At 36.1% G+C, this 19,030-nt stretch carries 10 protein-coding genes and 1 pseudogene; 7 read left to right on the top strand and 4 right to left on the bottom strand.

From position 1 onward, the window contains the following. Positions 1-192 precede the first annotated feature (192 nt). The 5 genes and pseudogenes from BN2628_RS08015 to BN2628_RS07995 all read left to right on the top strand — a co-directional run bounded on the left by BN2628_RS08015 (position 193) and on the right by BN2628_RS07995 (position 4,998). Entirely contained in the window at positions 193-960 is a 768-nt protein-coding gene (locus BN2628_RS08015; RefSeq protein ID WP_044225401.1) for a polyprenol monophosphomannose synthase, read from the top strand. Beyond that, entirely contained in the window at positions 957-2,303 is a 1,347-nt protein-coding gene (locus BN2628_RS08010; RefSeq protein ID WP_044225398.1) for a dihydroorotase, read from the top strand. The genes BN2628_RS08015 and BN2628_RS08010 overlap by 4 nt, the downstream gene beginning before the upstream one ends. Continuing rightward, a complete protein-coding gene (gene crcB, locus BN2628_RS08005; protein WP_055096725.1) occupies positions 2,300-2,674 on the top strand; it encodes a fluoride efflux transporter CrcB in 375 nt (124 codons plus the stop codon). Before BN2628_RS08010 ends, crcB begins: the two co-directional genes overlap by 4 nt. A 10-nt stretch (positions 2,675-2,684) precedes the next feature. After that, positions 2,685-3,967, top strand: a pseudogene (locus BN2628_RS08000) (DNA recombination protein RmuC). Between the two features lie 8 nt (positions 3,968-3,975). After that, a complete protein-coding gene (locus BN2628_RS07995; protein ID WP_021932085.1) occupies positions 3,976-4,998 on the top strand; it encodes a dipeptide epimerase in 1,023 nt (340 codons plus the stop codon). 11 nt (positions 4,999-5,009) lie between these two features. On the opposite strand, the gene BN2628_RS07990 is transcribed toward BN2628_RS07995, so the two are convergent. The 3 genes from BN2628_RS07990 to BN2628_RS07980 all read right to left on the bottom strand — a co-directional run bounded on the left by BN2628_RS07990 (position 5,010) and on the right by BN2628_RS07980 (position 12,101). Beyond that, the gene (locus tag BN2628_RS07990) at positions 5,010-7,277 is read right to left on the bottom strand and encodes a cation:proton antiporter (protein ID WP_055096723.1); all 2,268 of its coding nucleotides are present in this window, start codon (positions 7,275-7,277) and stop codon (positions 5,010-5,012) included. Positions 7,278-7,487: 210 nt separating this feature from the next. Beyond that, the gene (locus BN2628_RS07985; protein WP_044225383.1) at positions 7,488-9,335 is read right to left on the bottom strand and encodes a glycoside hydrolase family 13 protein; all 1,848 of its coding nucleotides are present in this window, start codon (positions 9,333-9,335) and stop codon (positions 7,488-7,490) included. Positions 9,336-9,350: 15 nt separating this feature from the next. After that, the gene (locus BN2628_RS07980) at positions 9,351-12,101 is read right to left on the bottom strand and encodes an alpha-L-rhamnosidase-related protein (protein WP_044225380.1); all 2,751 of its coding nucleotides are present in this window, start codon (positions 12,099-12,101) and stop codon (positions 9,351-9,353) included. 150 nt (positions 12,102-12,251) lie between these two features. Here BN2628_RS07980 and BN2628_RS07975 point away from each other — a divergent pair, with 150 nt between their 5' ends. Next, positions 12,252-14,438: a B12-binding domain-containing radical SAM protein gene (locus BN2628_RS07975; RefSeq protein WP_257606427.1), complete on the top strand. Its 2,187-nt coding sequence runs from the start codon at positions 12,252-12,254 to the stop codon at positions 14,436-14,438. Positions 14,439-14,521: 83 nt separating this feature from the next. On the opposite strand, the gene gdhA is transcribed toward BN2628_RS07975, so the two are convergent. Beyond that, positions 14,522-15,856, bottom strand: coding sequence for an NADP-specific glutamate dehydrogenase (gdhA, locus tag BN2628_RS07970; protein ID WP_055096721.1), 1,335 nt, complete (start codon positions 15,854-15,856; stop codon positions 14,522-14,524). A gap of 176 nt (positions 15,857-16,032) precedes the next feature. Between gdhA and BN2628_RS07965 the strand changes: the two genes are divergently transcribed. Next, a complete protein-coding gene (locus BN2628_RS07965) occupies positions 16,033-19,029 on the top strand; it encodes a PEP/pyruvate-binding domain-containing protein (protein ID WP_021932091.1) in 2,997 nt (998 codons plus the stop codon). Position 19,030: the final 1 nt, after the last annotated feature.

Here is a 19,030-nt window from a genome sequence, read left to right as displayed (position 1 = left end):
TTAAAAATTAGTTCTTGTTTATCGTGGATTTTTAATGGAAATTCTAAGAAAATTTAATTTATTGATTTGCTAATTTTATTGCTTTCTTATAACTGTTGCTTTTTTTGAAAATGTAGTATATTTGTCTTGTTTATATAATTGTTGTAACTGATAGGCTTAAAGGAGATTGATCAAAAAAGAAATGAATGAAGTATGAAACAGGTAGATACAGTTATAGGATGTGATGGAGTGGTAATAATACCTACATATAATGAAAGAGAGAATGTAGAAAATATTATTCGGGCTGTATTTGCTTTGGAAAAAATTTTTCATATTCTGATTATTGATGATGGTTCTCCGGATGGGACAGCTGAAATCGTAAAACGTCTGAAAGATGAATTTCCAGAACGTTTACATCTGCTGGAGCGTAAAGGTAAACAAGGTTTGGGAACGGCTTATATTACGGGTTTTAAATGGGCGGTCTTGAGAGGATATGATTATATATTTGAAATGGACGCTGACTTTTCCCATAATCCGAATGATTTATTAAAATTGTGGTCAGCTTGTGCTGTAAAAGGAGCAGATATGGCTATTGGATCTCGGTATATAACGGGAGTAAATGTTGTAAATTGGCCAATGGGGAGAGTGATTATGTCATATTATGCGTCTAAGTATGTGCGCTTGATTACTGGAATGAAAATTGCTGATACGACAGCCGGTTTTGTTTGTTATCGGCGGGAAGTATTGGACACGATAAATTTGGATACTATCAGATTCAAAGGGTATGCTTTTCAGATAGAGATGAAATTTACAGCGTATAAATGTGGGTTTAAGTTAGTCGAGGTTCCTATTATATTTATAAATCGAGTATTAGGGGTCAGTAAAATGAATTCGAGTATTTTCGGTGAGGCAGTTTTAGGAGTGATACAATTGAAAATAGGAAGTTGGTTTAAAAAATATCCCAGCAAAAAGATACAATGAAGAGAATTTGGATTAAAGACGCAGTGATTATTAATGAGAATCGAGAATTTAGAGGTTCTGTTCTCATACAGGGCGATAAAATAGAGCAGATATATGAAGGGGATTTGTATGACAGAATGATTAATATCTCTGATGAAATTATAGATGCTTCTGGAAAGTGGTTAATTCCTGGGGTTATTGATGACCAAGTACATTTTAGAGAACCTGGGCTTACATATAAGGCTGATATCCATAGTGAATCAATGGCTGCTGCAGCTGGAGGTATTACTTCTTATATGGAAATGCCTAATACAGTTCCACAGACAACGACAATAGATGCATTGGAATGGAAATTTGAGCGAGCAGCACGGACTTCGGTGGTCAATTATTCTTTCTATATAGGAGCGAATAATGATAATCTTGCCGAATTAAAGAAAATAAATCCCAAACGAATATGCGGAGTGAAAGTTTTTATGGGGTCTTCTACGGGTAATATGTTAGTAAATAATACTCGGACGTTAGAAAATATATTTAGGGAGATTTCTTCGGTTATTGCTGTACATTGTGAAAAGGAGGAGATTATAAAAGCTAATCGGGAGATGTACGTATCTCGTTTTGGGGAAGATTTGCCAGTTATGTTTCATCCTCTTATTCGTAGTGCTGAAGCTTGTTATGCATCATCAGCTCAGGCTGTGGAGCTGGCATCAAAATATAATACACGTTTACATATATTACACCTTTCAACGGCTAAAGAATTATCTTTATTAGAGGACAAACCGTTGTCAGAAAAGCGTATTACTGGAGAGGTGTGTGTGCATCATCTGTTTTTTGATGATAATGATTATGCCCAATGTGGAAATTTGATAAAATGGAATCCGGCAATAAAAACTATGGCAGATAGATTGGCGTTGATGAAAGCCGTGAATGGAAATCGGATAGATGTTATTGCTACTGATCATGCGCCTCATTTATGGTCGGAAAAACAAGGGTCATGTCTAAAAGCAGCTTCAGGTGGACCGTTGATACAACATTCTCTATTGACAATGGTTGATAAGTTTTACAGAGGGGAGATTTCTATGACGAAGGTGGTCGAAAAGATGTGTCATGCTCCAGCTGAATTATTTAGAGTACAGAAAAGAGGTTATATACGAGAGGGGTATTATGCCGATTTAGTATTGGTAGATCCACAAAAGAAGTATACTGTAACTCGAGAAAATATTTTGTCTAAGTGTGGATGGTCGCCTTTTTATGGATATACATTTCCTGCTACGATTGAGACTACTTTTGTCAATGGAGTAAAAGTCTATGATAAAGGAATAGTAAACGAGGAAAATTGTGGTTGTGAATTAAGGTTTGAGGCATGAGGACAATTTTACTGGTGGGATTAGGTGGTTTTATTGGGAGTATTTTTCGGTATATAGTATCTCGCTTTATTGTTGCTCATTCTTCTGGATGTTTTCCGTGGGGGACGTTCATTGTAAATCTTTCAGGATGTTTTCTTATAGGTTTGTTATACGGATTTACGGGGCGTTTCGAATGGTTTTCTACTGAATTACGGATGTTGTTAATTGTTGGACTATGTGGGGGTTTTACTACATTTTCAACCTTTTCCAACGAGTCGTTGATTTTATTGCGCAGTGGAAATTCGATTTTATTTTTATTGTATATTCTAGGAAGTGTAATGATAGGGCTTCTTTGTACATATATAGGACTAGTATTAACTTCTGCGAAGTGAAAGGTGTAGTATGGAAATCATTTATCTTATTATTGGATTATTATCTGGATTATTGGTTGCAGTGGTCGTATTTATTATGCAATATAATTCAGGAAAACAGATACGGCAAGAATTGATTGAAGCGAGAACTGGGCAAAAAAAATCAGAAGAGTTACTGCATGAGGAAAAATTAATTGTATCTCGATTAGAAGCAGATAATCGTATATTGAATGACCGTTTATCAGCTCAAAGAGATGAGGCAGAAACAATGCGAGAACAAATGAATAATGAGTTCCGCCTTATGGCTAATTCAATTCTTGAAGAAAAGTCAAGACGTTTTACTGAGATAAATCAAGAAAATATAGGTCGCATATTGACTCCGTTGCAAGAGAAGTTAGTAGAGTTTAAGCAAAAAGTAGAAGATACATATGATAAGGAGTCAAAGGAGAGATTTAGTCTGGATACTCGAATACGAGAGTTGGTAGAGTTGAACAGACAAATTAGTCAAGAAGCAAATAATTTAACAAAAGCTCTTAAGGGAGATAATAAAGTTCAAGGTGATTGGGGGGAGATGATTTTAGAGAGCATTCTTGAGAAGTCTGGACTGGTGAAAGGTAGAGAATATTTTACTCAAGAGACCTTGGCTGATGAAGTTGGGAAAGCTCAGATAAATGAAGATGGACGGAAAATGCGTCCAGATATTATTGTGATTTATCCGGATAAAAGAAGAGTGATTATAGATTCGAAAGTTTCTCTGACAGCGTATTCTCGTTATGTCGATGCCGAATCTCCAGAAGATGCGACAAAAGCTTTGCAAGAACATATTCGTTCTCTCAAAAATCATGTTCTTGAATTGGCCGCCAAACGATATCAGGATTATGTAGAATCTCTTGATTTTGTTATGATGTTTGTGCCCAACGAACCGGCATATTTAGTTGCTATGCAACAAGAGCCTACTTTATGGCAATTTGCTTATGATCACCNCCTACTAATCTGATTGCTGCATTAAAGTTGATCGTAGATTTGTGGAATCGAGATAAGCAAAGTCGCCATGCAATAGAAATTGCAAATCAGGGTGCATCATTATATGATAAATTTGTAGGTTTCGTAAATTCGATGACTGAGATAGGTACCAATATAGATAAAGCTGCTCGAAGCTATCAGCAAGCATTTAGCCAGTTGAAAGAAGGTAAGGGTAATTTAATAAGTAAAGCAGAAAAATTGAGGACTTTGGGAATTAAAGCCAAAAAAGAGCTTCCTTCAGGTTTACAATCTTACTCAGAAGAGGATACTGAAAATGAACTGGAAAATTAGAAAATGTGATGAAACTTTCATATAAACCGTATACATTAGAGCTACGTCATGTTTTTACTTTGGCTACTTCGTCTCGCAATGTGACTCCTGTAGTATTAGTTTCAGTCGAGAGCGATGGATATATTGGATATGGGGAGGCGTCGTTACCTCCTTATTTGAAAGAAAATCAAGAGTCGGTGATCCGCTTTTTATCTCAACTGAGATTAGGTCCGTTTTCTTTAGCCCAGTCTTTAGAAGAAATTCTGGTTTATGTGCACTCTGTTGAGGAGGGAAATGCTGCCGCAAAAGCTGCTGTAGATATTGCTATCCACGATTTATATGGAAAAGCGATAAATAAAGCATGGTGGCAGATATGGGGACTTGATAGATTATCAGCTCCTTATACGTCTTTTACGATAGGTATTGACTCGGAAGATCAAATTAAACAAAAAACTAAGGAAGCGAAAGATTTTCGATTATTAAAAGTTAAATTGGGCAGGGATACCGATAAAATGATTATATCGGCGATACGTTCTGTGACGAATTGTCCTATTTGTGTAGATGTTAATCAGGGTTGGACCGATAAACATTATGCTTTGGATATGTTGTTTTGGTGTAAAGAGCAAGGAGTTATATTTGCGGAGCAACCTATGCCTAAGGAACAAATTGATGATATGGCTTGGTTGACAGAAAAGAGTCCGATTCCGACGATTGCAGATGAGTCTTTTCAGCGATTAGCTGATTTGGATGTGGTAAAAGATGTATTTTCTGGAGTAAATATTAAATTGATGAAATGTGCAGGAATGGCTGAGGCATATTGCATAGTCGAGAAAGCAAGGTTGGCAGGAATGAAAATTATGCTTGGCTGTATGACTGAGACTTCTTGCGCTATTAGTGCGGCAGCACAACTTTCTCCTTTGGCCGATTGGGCAGACCTTGATGGAAACTTGCTTATTACTAATGATTGCTTTAGAGGTGCCGAGCTAAAGGAGGGAAAAATTATATCGACAGAATTGCCAGGAATAGGGATTATACCGGTATCTTTTGTTTAGTAAAGATACAGTTAAGATCTGTTGCTATTCTCTGTTGCGGGGCGTATAGCAAGAAAAGAGGGGAACTCTGCATATATTCTTGTGTCAGAAGATAGATTTTTACAGGTGTCATAGCTTAAAAATAGAATATCTTTCTGGGTAGAGAAACGGGTGTTTTCAGACATTAAGGGAGCTGTAATGATTTTATTTGGATATTCTTCTTTTACTTTTATGATTTTTTGTTCTAAGAGACTACCTATTGATGGCTTGTCTACTAATAAAAGAGTTATTCTGGATACTCCATTACTGAATATTGTATCGAGATAATCCAATAAAAATTTATCTTTATCTCCATCAAGAATAAATAGGTAGCGGGAGGCTCCTTTAAAGTTTCTATTTTCAAATACAGCGACTGGACAGTTGACCTTAGACATAATAGATTCTATTTTTTCTCGTAATAATATGCCTGGTAAATGCAGGGGAGATTCTTTCAGGAAATGTACAAAGTGGGAAATGACGGGGATATTAAAGTGTTCAGATTTGTTTTCCAAATTATAGCTTTCTGACATGAAGCGGGGACCTGCTCCTAAGAGTAAAAGGTCTGTATGTTCTTCGTTTCCTAATTGGATGATTTCTTGATTCAGCTTATCGGTAACTTTATATCTTTTATCTATTTTTAGATGTAGTTTTGATGCCTCTCGCATAATAGGAGCAAAGCTTTCTTTAGCATATTGTAGAGCCTTTACTGGTGCCAAGTCAGTACCTAATGTATAGTGACTTGCTATAATTTTCATTTGTTTTAGTTGTTTCCCGAATAAAATACGAGCTATAAATAGGAGCAACTTTCCACTTTCTGGTCGCCCGAAAGAGAGCACAATTCGTTGGTATTGGCTTAAGTTTATTTTTTTATGGTATAATTTTTCAACACCGATAAGCATTGGAGTTGTCATAAAAGAAGTACTTAATGCCATAATAACCAGTATAGCAAAAATTTCAGGGGGTAAAATGCCCATTTCTCTTCCTATATTCAGGGCTACAAGCTCCATTAGCCCCCGAGTATTCATTAAAGTTCCAATAATAAAGCTGTTTTTCCAATTTTCTCCGACAGAACGTGCTGCTAATGCACAACCTCCTAGCTTTCCGGTTATTGATACTAATATAAACATAATGCAAATTCCCCAGAGGGTGGGAGAGTTTATAAGTCCAATTTGAGTATTGAGGCCGGTATATGCGAAAAAGAGAGGGAGAAATAATACAGTTGCTATATCTTCAACTTTTTCCATCATAACTTTACGAAAACCGAAATTGACGGGCATTACAACTCCTGCCATAAATGCTCCGAAGAGAGCATGTATACCGATGATTTCTGTCGTTACCGAGGAAATAATCAAGATTAAAAATATGAAACCGACAAAAGATTTGTTAATAACTTCCTTGTTTGCATATAAAGTCCCAATTTTTTTTAAAAATGGACGTATGACTAAGAACATAAGTAGTATATAAATTAGAGTAAGCCCTATTGTATATAGTGCACTTACAAATGTTCCAGCTTTGGCAATAGCTATAACTACAGCCAACAGGCACCAGGCTGTGACATCATCATTTGCTGCAGATGCTAATGATAAGATGCCTACAGGTGTGTGTGTCATATTTCGTTCTTGTACAATACGGGCAAGAACTGGGAATGCTGTGATGCTCATTGATATTCCTAAAAATAGAGCAAAAGGGAGAAAGTCAGTTTGTGCAGCTGCATATTCTTCATATACCCAAAAGGATGATACTATACCTAAGAAGAAGGGAATTACGATACCTGCGTGACTGATAACTAATGTCTCATTTATTTTATTTTTCAAAATTCCGAAATCGAGTTCCATGCCAATGACGAACATAAAAAGCACTAGTCCTATTTGGCTGATAAGTTCGAGGTTATGTAACGAATTGAGGGGGAATAAAGTTTCTGAAAATTCAGGAAAGAAATAGCCTAAAAGGGAAGGGCCGAGTACTATTCCTGCAACAATTTCTCCGATGACTCCGGGTTGCCCGATATATTTGAAGATTTGAGAAAAGATACGAACTGTGAATAATATCACGATTATTTGGCATAAGAGTATAGTGAGAGGATGGCTTAAATTTTCGACAATAATGTTGAGAAACATGGTAAATGGAGATATATCAGTATTTGAACGTACTGATTGTAAATGACTGAACCGTTCCCCATTAGAGATAGCCAAATAAATCAGACTGCAAAAGACAGCCATCATAATTATATATATAGCATAATTCCGTTTATTTTTTTGCATATTTTGATTATGTTTTTCGTATCAAATTTATGTATTATTTTAGGGAATATAAATACAAAACACATAAAGATTTTATAAAAATTTGAAGAAGTGAGGTGAAAAATGTATATTCTAATATTATGAAATGGCGTGTTACATAAAAATAATCATTGAAAGCAGTTATAAATACATTTATTTTTCACTGCTTTCAATGATTATCTTTTTGTTTTTTTAATTTATTTCGAGAATATACAATGCTCTTGGAGCAAATGTCATTTCAGAAGAAAGCGTTACTATTTCTCCGGATATAATATCAGGAGCGGATTTTATCCCTTTTAGTATTTCAGCATAACGAGTCATAGATATGGTTTTCGTAGTATCGTTTCCGTTCATGATGATAATGACCTTCTTATCATTATATTCTCTTTGATATACATATAATCCGTTCGTTGGCATATAATGTATCATTTTCCCTTTTGATATGACTTCTTTTCCTTTTCTCCATTGTAATATTTTTTTGATGAAATCAAAAGCTTCATTTTGCATTGGAGTACGATTGGAAGATAAAAAATCGTTTACTCTATCGTCTGGAAATCCTCCGGGAAAATCAAGCCGTATCAGGCCGTCGCTTTTTTGTTTAGTTCCATGCATTAGAATCTCTGTACCATAATAAATTTGAGGGATGCCTCGGGTTGTTAGTAGGAAAGCAATTGCTTGTTTGAAAAATCCTAAATTCTTTGGTTCATTGAGAAGAAAACGGTCGGTATCGTGATTGTCTAAGAAAATGAGAACAGACATTGGGTCTGAGTACATGAAATCCATTGCTATTCTATCGTATATTTTGTTTAATCCATTCCAACTATCGGTTTGTTGCATAAAGGCGTCACGTACGAGACCTTGCAGAGGAAAATCCATTACACTTTTCAGATTTGAGTTTCTGGATGGATCAAGTATGCTATTTTTTTGCCAGTAAGCTGAGCCAGCTTCAGTATTGTACCAACATTCGCCTACAATATTGAAATTAGGATATTCTTTCATTATATCAGCACACCATTGAGACATGGAATCAAAGAATACATAAGGATGTGTATCCATACGTATCCCGTCGATGTTGGCATATTCTATCCACCAGATGCTGTTTTGTGTTAGGTATTTCATCAAATGAGGATTGTGTTGGTTAAGGTCGGGCATACTTTGGACGAACCAACCTTTTTCTGTAATGGCTTTATCATATTGTGATACATAAGGGTCAAAATGAGGAGTTAGTCGATAAGAAGTCTGTACATAACCATCTGGAAAATTAAACCAGTCATGAGAGGGACGATCTATAAACCATATATGTTCACTACCGCAATGGTTAAAAATCATGTCCATTACGACTTTCATGCCTCTTTGGTGGCATTTTTCAATGAGATGTTTGTAGTATTCATTTGTCCCGAAGCGAGGATCTACTTTATAGTAGTCTGTTGTTGCATATCCATGATAGGAACCTCCGGGCATATCATTTTCAAGTACTGGATTGAGCCAGATAGCTGTTACTCCCAAATTTTGTATATAGTCAAGATGTTGCTCGATTCCTTGTAAATCTCCTCCATGCCGGGCATTTGGATCATTTCGGTCGACTGGTGCAGGAAATCGCATTGTCGGTATGACATTTGTTTTGGGATCACCGTCTGCAAATCTATCGGGCATGATAAGATATAATACATCTGAGGCACTGAATCCTTTTCTTGATTCAGGATTTATATTACGGGCTTTTAGTTCGTATCGATATTTAGTTTTTTGTTTTCCTTGACGGAAATATATGTCGAAGTAATCAGGTTTTAGATTATCACTCAAAGTAAGATAAAGAAATAAGTAATTGGGACTTTCTAGCTTTATGCAACGGTCAAGGGTTATACCTGGATATTTTACTGAGACTTCACATTGAGCTATATTCGGTCCGTATACCATAATTTGAAGTTCTTTATTTTGCATGCCAGTCCACCAAAATGCAGGTTCGAGACGATCTATTTTTATCGCTGCGTTTGTAATTAATGATACAATTAAAAAGTAGCTTATTAAAGTTGTTTTTTTCATAATTTATTGTTATTGTTAATCGTTTTTAGGGAAGATGATAGGGGGGAATAGGCGTATCAAAGGCCGTTGGTTTCCTTTTCTAAGCCTGATGAAATCTATTAAAGCCATATTGGTCTCACCATTCATGTTTTCGTCCTGAGGTTTTATATATATTATTGATATTGTATTTTTACCTGCATGTAACACAGACATAACTGGATTTGAATATCCCCAATTTGACCATTCGTCTTTTCCTCTTTGTGGCATGACAATGGGCCCCGTAGGTCTTCCATTAGTGAATAAAGTCCGTATGGCACATTTGTTTTCTGTATTAATAGGGCCGTTTCCATTGGCATATCTGATATCAATATAATAGGTTCCAGATGTAGGAACTTCGACCTCGAAAGTTATATTTGAATTTAAAGATGTAGATGTTTCTATATATCCTTTGCCAGAATAACCATCATGATTATGCTTGGATGGACGTATATGATTTTCGGCTTCTATTATCCATTCTTCGTTTGGAGGGAGGTATATGATAGGTTTTCCTGTAAATCCGGTATATCCTTGGTTATTGGTAGGAACAATAGCAACTTGAGTAAACGTATTTAAAGGATATATTTTAAACATTTCATTATTTATTTTGCCGTGGGAAATCCCGTTGAGGTATAATTCGTATTCATTGGGGTGTGTATAGTTTTCTATTTTTATGGTAGTATCGTTAGGCATGAAACTGAATTCTGTAGTTTCAGGCATATATTCTATATTTTGTACATTAACCTCTTGATAAGGAATTTTATTATTGGCCAAAACAATTTCTATTTTGTGTTTTCCGGTTAAATTTGCTGGGAAAAAGGGTTCAGAAGTCAGTTTCCCATTGATTCGAAATTCCGTAATTTTATTTCCTGTACCACTTAATTTTAAGTATAGTATAGCATCTCGATAGAGAAATTTTTGTATTTGTTTTTCTCCATTAATACTGGAAGGAACAAAAGGTCTGAAGCGTATTCCATCTGGTTCAAAATTCATACCGAAGTAAAGTCGATAAATCATAGCGATATTTCCGGATAAGCTCCATAACATTTTATCAGAATTTACAGCGGAGCCTTTATAATCTCCATCTGATGCAACAAATAATTCTTTATGTGTAGTAAAAAGTGCGGCAGCACGGTAGAGAGACCCTAATCCTTTTACTACGGCTGTTTCGTTTTCTGCTTTGGCTGCAGCTAAATTCCAAAATGCTTGGACAAAAGGCCATATTGCATTATTATGATATGGTTTTATCTTGCTGAGTTGAGGAAATATACTGGTTGTTCCAAACTCAGTTATAGGAATATGGGAAATTATCTGTTTGGCTTGTTGTGGTGATGCGACATTTGAGAGAATACTTAAAGATTCACCTAAGTTGTCAGCTCCAGAAGATAGTATAGGATATATGCTGTTATATAAGTATTCGCCATAATATCCTTTTTCCGGCATCCATAGATGTTGGTTGATCGCCTTTTTCAATAGTGCAGCCTGATGTGTGTAAGGTGAGATGTCTTTTCCTAATAATTGGGCCATTTGTCCCAGTATGGAATACATGGCATAGTGCACTACATTTGTGCCTAAGCAGAGAGATTGATAGATATCTATTGGTTGCATCCAGCGAGGATAAGATTGCTCTCTCCAATCGAGATAAGACTGTTCCCCTCTCATCAAACCAGTTTGAGAATCTTTTATGGTATATTGGTCGTCTTGGGCAGATTTTTGAATGACATCGAATGCATAATTCAGCCAATTGTTATCTCCTGTGATTTTATATAATTCCCATGCAGCTATGCTCCATACAACTCGATCGCTTGATATAGGCCACGCGCCACCGGTTCCTGTATCTTGTACAATTCGTCCATTTTTCACTTTTGCTTTTAGACTCTTTGAAGAAGCCTCAGGATTTATGTATCCTAAAGCTAACCAAATAGAATAACTTATATCTCGAGTCCAGACACCATCCCATGCTGCTCCTGCTCGGAAGGTTCCATCTTGACGAATATTGTCTACCAGTTCATCCAGAGCCATATTGTAAAGTGCGTCGATAAGTAGTTGGTTGGATTGGTAGCGGGGATAATGATTGAGATTATTGTGTCGTTTCCATTCGGAAAATTTATCTGTGGTATTGTCTTGTGTATTGAGCCGTATTGTTGTTTCGTATACACCGTTACCGTCGTTGTCCGTAAGAGTTATTTCTTCTTTGTTATATAAATTTTCAAAATCCCAAGTAAGAGGTTCTCCACTTCCCGCGATATATAGACCTTTGAAATCATTACTGTAAATGATATCGTTTGTAGGGGTCTTGTAGAAGCCTTGTTCTTTGAAAGCTTTTAACATGTGGTTCATGTCGACTCTCACAGTCCAAGCTGTATTGGCAGGAATCGTATTTGGAATATCGTTATTATTAGTTTCTCCTGTGGAATCTTTTTCCCCGAAAGATAAAATGGGAGATATAAATTTACCATTTTGAGGGCGGATAATAATTTTATGATTTTCTCCAATAGGGAGTTCATTATCTCTGCTGTTGATACTGAATTTGAATTCAATGATTGGAGAGTAAGAGAGACTTACTGGGCTTTGGTAGTTCGAGATAATTTCATTTGGAGATGTGGCAATGGCTTTAAATTTCCCTTGTGTGACTCGATTTTCATATACTGTATAACTATTACAGGAATATATAATTTTATCTTTTCTTGCTGGAGAACAAGATATACAAAATAACAGAATGATGAGATATGGTAGTATGGCAGTTTTCATGTTATTATGCAATTAATATTTAGCATTAGAAACAATCGGGCAGAGAGAATGGTTCGATATGTTTAGTTTATCTTTTCACTATACTTGATTGCAGATATGCTGCTAATATAATACATTTGCAGATATGAATCTAAGCTTTAATATATGGTTATGTCCCGGATATTGCTTATAACTCCTCCTTTTACTCAATTGAATACTCCCTATCCGGCTACAGCCTACCTTAAGGGATTTTTAAATACTTTGGATATTGAGTCAAGACAAGCTGATTTAAGTCTTGAAGTGATTCTTCATCTCTTTTCTTCATCAGGGTTATCGGACTTATTCGAAGAAATATCCACTCTTCAGATTTCTTTGGAAGATGAAATGTTGAAACGTATTATATCCCTTAAGGAAGAATATATTGCGACGATAGATTTGGCGATTGCTTTTTTACAGGGACGAGAGCCCTCGTTAGCACATTTGATTTGTAACGGTGATTTTTTGCCGGTAGCTGGTGTTCGTCCGGAAGAAGAGGATCTGGAGTGGGCCTTTGGAACTATGGGGATACAAGATAAAGCTCGTCATATAGTGACTTTATATCTTGAAGATATCTCTCACTTGGTGGCAGCGGTAGATGCACATTTCGGTTTTAGCCGGTATGCGGAGCAGTTAGGCAGGTCGGCTTCATCTTTTGATGATCTATATAATGAGTTGTTAAAACCATATACTTATATAGACCGTATACTTATACAGAGATTAAAATATTGGTTATCTTCATATACTTTTGATTGGGTGGCATTGAGTGTACCTTTTCCAGGGAATTTATATAGTGCATTACGCTGTGGTGAATACATAAAGAAAAATTATCCTCAAATAAAGGTTGAGATAGGAGGTGGTTTTATCACGACAGAATTAAGACAACTGTCTGATGCACGGTTGTTTTTGTATTGTGATTATATTACTCTTGATGATGGAGAATTACCGTTGAAACAATTATTGATTGGCAGAGAATCGGATTATGTAAGAACGTATATTTTAAAAGGGAAAGATGTTGTTTATGTGAATAATAATAGTTTTTCAGACATTCCGATGAGCAAAAGAGGTATCCCGGACTATTCGGGGTTGTTGCTCGATAAATACCTATCGGTTATTGAAATGACCAATCCGATGCACTCTTTATGGAGCAATGGGCGTTGGAATAAATTAACTTTGGCTCATGGCTGTTATTGGGGGAAATGTGCTTTTTGTGACGGTTCTCTTGATTATATAGGACGGTTTGAACCATTGACGGCACAGGAAATAGCAAATCGGATGGAAGCTCTTATTTCTCAAACAGGTGAAAGGGGATTTCATTTTGTTGATGAAGCTGCACCTCCGGCTTTATTAAAAGAATTGGCATTAGAAATCATTCGTCGGAAGTTAGTTGTTGTATGGTGGACAAATATCAGGTTTGAGAAAAGTTATACACTTGATTTATGTCGTTTGCTTAAGCGTTCTGGTTGTATTGCTGTTTCTGGAGGACTGGAGGTTGCATCAGATCGTTTGTTGAAACTTATAAATAAGGGGGTTACTGTTCCTCAAGTAGCCAAAGTAACTGATTACTTTACTCAATCAGGTATTATGGTACATGCCTATTTAATGTATGGATTTCCTTCGGAGACAGCTCAGGAAACTATTGATTCTTTAGAGATTGTGCGTCAATTATTTATGAATGGTTTAGTACAATCGGGATTTTGGCATCGATTTGCTATGACAGCACATAGCCCTGTAGGTTGTCATCCGGAAAAATATGCAGTAAAAATAACAGAAAAGCCTTTTGGTGGATTTGCACGTAATGATATTGATTTTGTAGATACAGCAGGAGCTGACCACGATTTGTTTGGTGAGGGTTTACGTATTTCTTTATATAATTATATGCGAGGGGTTGGTTTTGAGTTACCATTATATAAGTGGTTCGATACTCCTGTTCCTCAAACAACTATTCCTCCTACTTATATTGAGCGGTTATTAGATAAGAGTTTAGATACAATAGCAAAAGATGGGCAACGAAGATTGGTTTGGATATCAAAAACGTTGCCTTGGATGCGTTATTATGAACGTACCAAAAAAGGTAAAAAAGTGATTGTATCTGAATTCATTATTATGACTTCTTCAGAGTCTCAAGTTTTTCGTTTAAAGTCTGAATGGGGACAATGGTTACTTGAACATTTACGTGCTGTTCGTTTCCCTCATGAAGAAAAGCTGACTTTAATCGACTGGGAAAAAGATTTTAGAATACAACATGGTAGAAGTTTCGATGAACTGCTTCGGTCTTCTTTATGGAAATCTCTTCGGGAGAATGGGTTATATTTTCTGTAAAAATTAAGAGTGAATCTCTTTTTTATATAAGACGTTGAGATTCACCCTTATTTGCATACTGTTGTTAGAAAGATGCTTTTTGACTAAAGTATTCCTTGTGCCATCATAGCTTTTGCAACTTTCATAAATCCAGCGATATTTGCACCTTTCATATAATTGACATAACCATCTTCTTCTGTTCCGTATTTTACGCATTGAGTATGAATATCACTCATAATCTGATGCAGACGGTTATCGACTTCTTCAGCACTCCAATTGATGTGCATGGCATTCTGGGTCATTTCGAGTCCTGATGTAGCTACTCCTCCAGCGTTGACAGCTTTACCTGGTCCATACATAATGCGATTTTTGATAAATAAATCGATTGCTTCGGGACGACAACCCATATTAGAAATTTCACCTACGCAAATAACCCCATTACTAATAAGTTGTTGAGCATCGTCCTCATTGAGTTCATTTTGAGTAGCGCAGGGCAGTGCAATATCAACTTTTTGTTCCCATGGGCGTTTCCCTGGGAAAAATTGTACTCCAAATTTTTCAGCATAAGGTTCAACGACATCATTCCCAGATGAGCGAAGGTCTAACATATAATCGATTTTTTCTCCGGAAATGCCATCAGGATCATATATATATCCATCAGGACCAGAAAGTGTAACTACTTTTGCTCCTAATTCGGTAGCTTTTGTTACGGCTCCCCATGCAACATTTCCGAATCCGCTTACGGCAATAATCTTATCCTTTATGTCTATATCTTTTGTTGCAAGCATCTGTTTTACGAAATAAAGCCCTCCGAATCCTGTCGCTTCAGGTCGGATGAGTGAGCCTCCGAATTCTAAACCCTTACCAGTAAATGTCCCGGTATTTTCTTGTTTTAGTTTTTTGTACATACCATACATGTAACCGACTTCTCGTCCTCCAACTCCTATATCCCCAGCTGGAACATCTGTGTCAGGGCCGATATGGCGCCATAATTCTAACATAAAAGCTTGGCAAAATCTCATGATTTCACCATCAGATTTACCACGAGGACTGAAATCGGAACCTCCTTTTGCTCCACCCATGGGAAGAGTTGTCAATGCATTTTTGAATGTTTGTTCAAATCCTAAAAACTTTAGGATAGATAAGTTTACAGAAGCATGAAAACGTATGCCACCTTTATATGGGCCGATAGCATTGTTAAATTGTATACGATAACCAAGATTAATTTGTACATTTCCTTTATCATCTATCCAAGGAACTTTAAATGTGAAAATACGGTCTGGCTCTACCAATCGTTCTATAATTTTAGCTTTTTCGAATTCAGGATGTTGGTTATAAATGTCTTCTATGGAGATAAGAACTTCTTTCACCGCCTGTAAATACTCAGGTTCTCCAGGATGTTTTACCTCTAATGAGGATACAATGTTATCGATATTCATGACATTGTGTTTTTAATGGTTATTTTTTATGTTTGAGTATAGCTGTTATTATTTCAGCAATACCTTTATTGCAAATTTAGTTATTTATGTGGATAAAAAAATTATTTTTACTAAATTTGAACATTAAAGATTATTAATTTATTCTGACAATTTGTAAGAAAAATACCCTTGTATTGATGATGGATACGAAGAATTTTAATCAATTATATCTCAAAGATACCTCTTTTGCTAACTTAATGCAAAAACGCATTTTTAATGTGTTACTTATTGCCAGTCGCTATGATGCATTTATGCTTGAGGAAGATGGACGGGTGGATGAACAGATTTTTTTTGAGTATGTTTCTCTGAATTTAAGCTCTCCTCCTCGTGTAAAGCAGGTAAATAATTTTGATCATGCTTTTTATGAGCTATCAAGCAAGCGTTATGATTTGGTTATAACTATGCCGGGTATAGAGAAAAGTGATACATTTGAGCAATGTAAAAATATAAAGGAGAAATATCCAGATATTCCAATTGTTGTTCTGACTCCTTTTTCAAGAGAGGTGTCGCAGCGTATAGGTAATGAGGATTTAAGTGGAGTTGATTATGTTTTCAGTTGGTTGGGTAATGCTGATTTGTTATTAGCCATTATCAAGCTTATTGAAGATAAAATGAATGCTGAGGAAGATATTAAATCGGTAGGGGTACAAATGATTTTGTTGGTAGAAGATTCTATTCGATTTTATTCATCGATATTGCCTCATTTGTATAAATTTGTGTTGAAACAATCTCAGATATTTTCAACAGAAGCATTAAATGAACATGAACAAATGTTGCGAATGAGGGGACGTCCTAAGATAAAACTGGCCCGTACTTATGAGGAGGCTATTGCGATTTATAATAAATATTCCAATAATGTATTGGGAATTGTATCGGATGTTTCTTTTAAACATAATGGTGTTAAAGATAAAAAAGCTGGGATAGAGTTTTGTTCTTATGTCAGAGAACATGATGAATTTGTTCCTATAATTATAGAATCGTCAGAAATAGAAAACCAAACCATGGCGTTGAATCTTAATGCATGTTTTTTAGATAAAAACTCAAAAAAATTGCCCGTTGATTTGCGTAAAACTATTTTACGTAATTTTGGTTTTGGAGATTTTGAATTTGTGGACCCTGATAGTGGAGAAGTTTTATATACTGTGCGTAATTTAAAAGATTTGCAAAACACTATTATGTCAGTTCCTGATGATTCACTTTATTTTCATGGTTCTCGTAATCATATTTCGCGTTGGTTATATTCTCGAGCGATGTTTCCTATTGCAGAACTACTTAGACGAAAAGCATTTACCGATATTAGTGAATCTCAGGAAGTCCGAGAATTGATTTTTAATGCTATAGTCCAATATCGGAAAATGAAAAATAGGGGGGTTGTGGCTGTATTCAAACGTGATCGTTTTGACAAATATTCAAATTTTGCTCGTATTGGGCAGGGATCTTTGGGGGGTAAAGGAAGAGGATTGGCCTTTATTGATTCTTTGATAAAACGGCATCCGATTCTGGAAGATTATCAAGGTGTGAATGTTACTGTTCCTAAGACAGTTGTATTATGTACAGATATATTTGATGAGTTTATGGAGGCAAATAATCTGTATCAAGTAGCACTATCGGACTTGCCCGACGACCAAATTCTACGTTACTTTTTAAGAGCTAAGTTACCTGATAAGTTAATAGAAGATTTTCTTGCTTTTTTTGATGTCGTGAGACGCCCGATTGCCATACGATCTTCGAGCCTTTTAGAAGATTCTCATTATCAGCCATTTGCTGGTATATATTCGACTTATATGATTCCATACTTGGAAGATAAGTATGAAATGTTAAGGATGTTGAGTGATTCGATTAAAGGAGTATATGCTTCTGTATTTTATGCTGATAGTAAAGCATATATGACAGCAACTTCGAATGTGATAGATCAGGAGAAGATGGCTATTATTTTGCAGGAGGTTGTTGGAACACAATATGATGACCGATATTACCCGTCTTTCTCTGGGGTGGGGCGTTCTTTGAATTACTATCCTATCAATGATGAAAAAGCTGAAGACGGAGTTGTAGATTTGGCGGTAGGTTTGGGCAAGTATATTGTAGATGGAGGACGAAGTCTGCGTTTTTCGCCAAAGCATCCTCGGAACGTGTTACAGACCAGCACTCTTGATTTAGCATTAAGTGATACTCAGACTCGTTTTTATGCTTTGGACTTAAAAAATATGCAAGAATCTTTTTCAGTGGATGATAGTTTTAATTTATTGAAACTCCATATGCGGGAAGCTGAAAAGGATGGTTCTTTACGGTTGATGGTATCAACTTTTGACCCATATGACCAAATAATGCGAGACGGATATTATGACGGGGGCAGAAAAGTCGTTACCTTTGCAAATATATTACAGCATGATGCATTTCCATTAGCTGAACTTTTATCTATGATGCTTGAGTTTGGTTCAAAAGAAATGGGGCGTCATGTGGAAATAGAGTTCGCGGGTACATTACCAAGTGAGGAAAATAAACAAGGAACTTTATATTGGTTACAAATACGTCCTATTGTTGATACGAAAGAAATGCGTGACGATGAAGTCTTCGATTTGCCTGATGAACAGACGATATTGAAAAGCAATTCGGCTCTTGGGCATGGTATCATGAATGATTTGTATCATATTGTGTATGTGAAGACGAAAGATTTTAGTTCGTCGAACAATATGTTGATTGCTCGTGAGATAGAGAAGATAAACCGAAGATTCGTAGAGAAAGGCAAAAACTATATATTGGTTGGTCCTGGACGATGGGGATCGAGTGATACGGCTTTGGGTATTCCGGTGAAATGGCCCCATATATCCAATGCTCGCTTAATTGTGGAGTCGGCGTTGAAAAATTATCGAATAGAACCAAGCCAGGGAACCCATTTTTTTCAGAATCTGACTTCATTTGGAGTAGGATACTTTACTATAAATCCTTTTATGAATGATGGCTTTTTTGATGAGGCGTATCTTGAAGGTTTTGAGGCAGAAGAAGAAACTCGTTTTTTGAGAGTAATTCAATTCGAAAAGCCGGTAGTAGTCAAAATTAATGGAAAGAAGAATATTGGGTTGGTGTTGAAACCCGGAATTGTTGTAGAAAGAACAGAAAATACTAACACTATATAAG

Source organism: Gabonia massiliensis, assembly GCF_001403595.1.
In the GTDB taxonomy this organism is placed as follows: domain Bacteria; phylum Bacteroidota; class Bacteroidia; order Bacteroidales; family Coprobacteraceae; genus Coprobacter; species Coprobacter secundus.
Note: the sequence above shows the minus strand (reverse complement) of the source record. Positions and strands in the feature narration are given on the sequence as shown.

What these genes read in the sequence shown, in the direction of transcription:
- BN2628_RS08010 (WP_044225398.1), top strand. Translation starts at nt 957, where the DNA reads ATGAAGAGAATTTGGATTAAAGACGCAGTGATTATTAATGAGAATCGA.
- BN2628_RS07990 (WP_055096723.1), bottom strand. Translation starts at nt 7,277, where the DNA reads ATGCAAAAAAATAAACGGAATTATGCTATATATATAATTATGATGGCT.
- BN2628_RS07995 (WP_021932085.1), top strand. Translation starts at nt 3,976, where the DNA reads ATGAAACTTTCATATAAACCGTATACATTAGAGCTACGTCATGTTTTT.
- BN2628_RS07985 (WP_044225383.1), bottom strand. Translation starts at nt 9,335, where the DNA reads ATGAAAAAAACAACTTTAATAAGCTACTTTTTAATTGTATCATTAATT.
- BN2628_RS07980 (WP_044225380.1), bottom strand. Translation starts at nt 12,101, where the DNA reads ATGAAAACTGCCATACTACCATATCTCATCATTCTGTTATTTTGTATA.
- crcB (WP_055096725.1), top strand. Translation starts at nt 2,300, where the DNA reads ATGAGGACAATTTTACTGGTGGGATTAGGTGGTTTTATTGGGAGTATT.
- BN2628_RS07965 (WP_021932091.1), top strand. Translation starts at nt 16,033, where the DNA reads ATGATGGATACGAAGAATTTTAATCAATTATATCTCAAAGATACCTCT.
- BN2628_RS08015 (WP_044225401.1), top strand. Translation starts at nt 193, where the DNA reads ATGAAACAGGTAGATACAGTTATAGGATGTGATGGAGTGGTAATAATA.
- gdhA (WP_055096721.1), bottom strand. Translation starts at nt 15,856, where the DNA reads ATGAATATCGATAACATTGTATCCTCATTAGAGGTAAAACATCCTGGA.
- BN2628_RS07975 (WP_257606427.1), top strand. Translation starts at nt 12,252, where the DNA reads ATGTCCCGGATATTGCTTATAACTCCTCCTTTTACTCAATTGAATACT.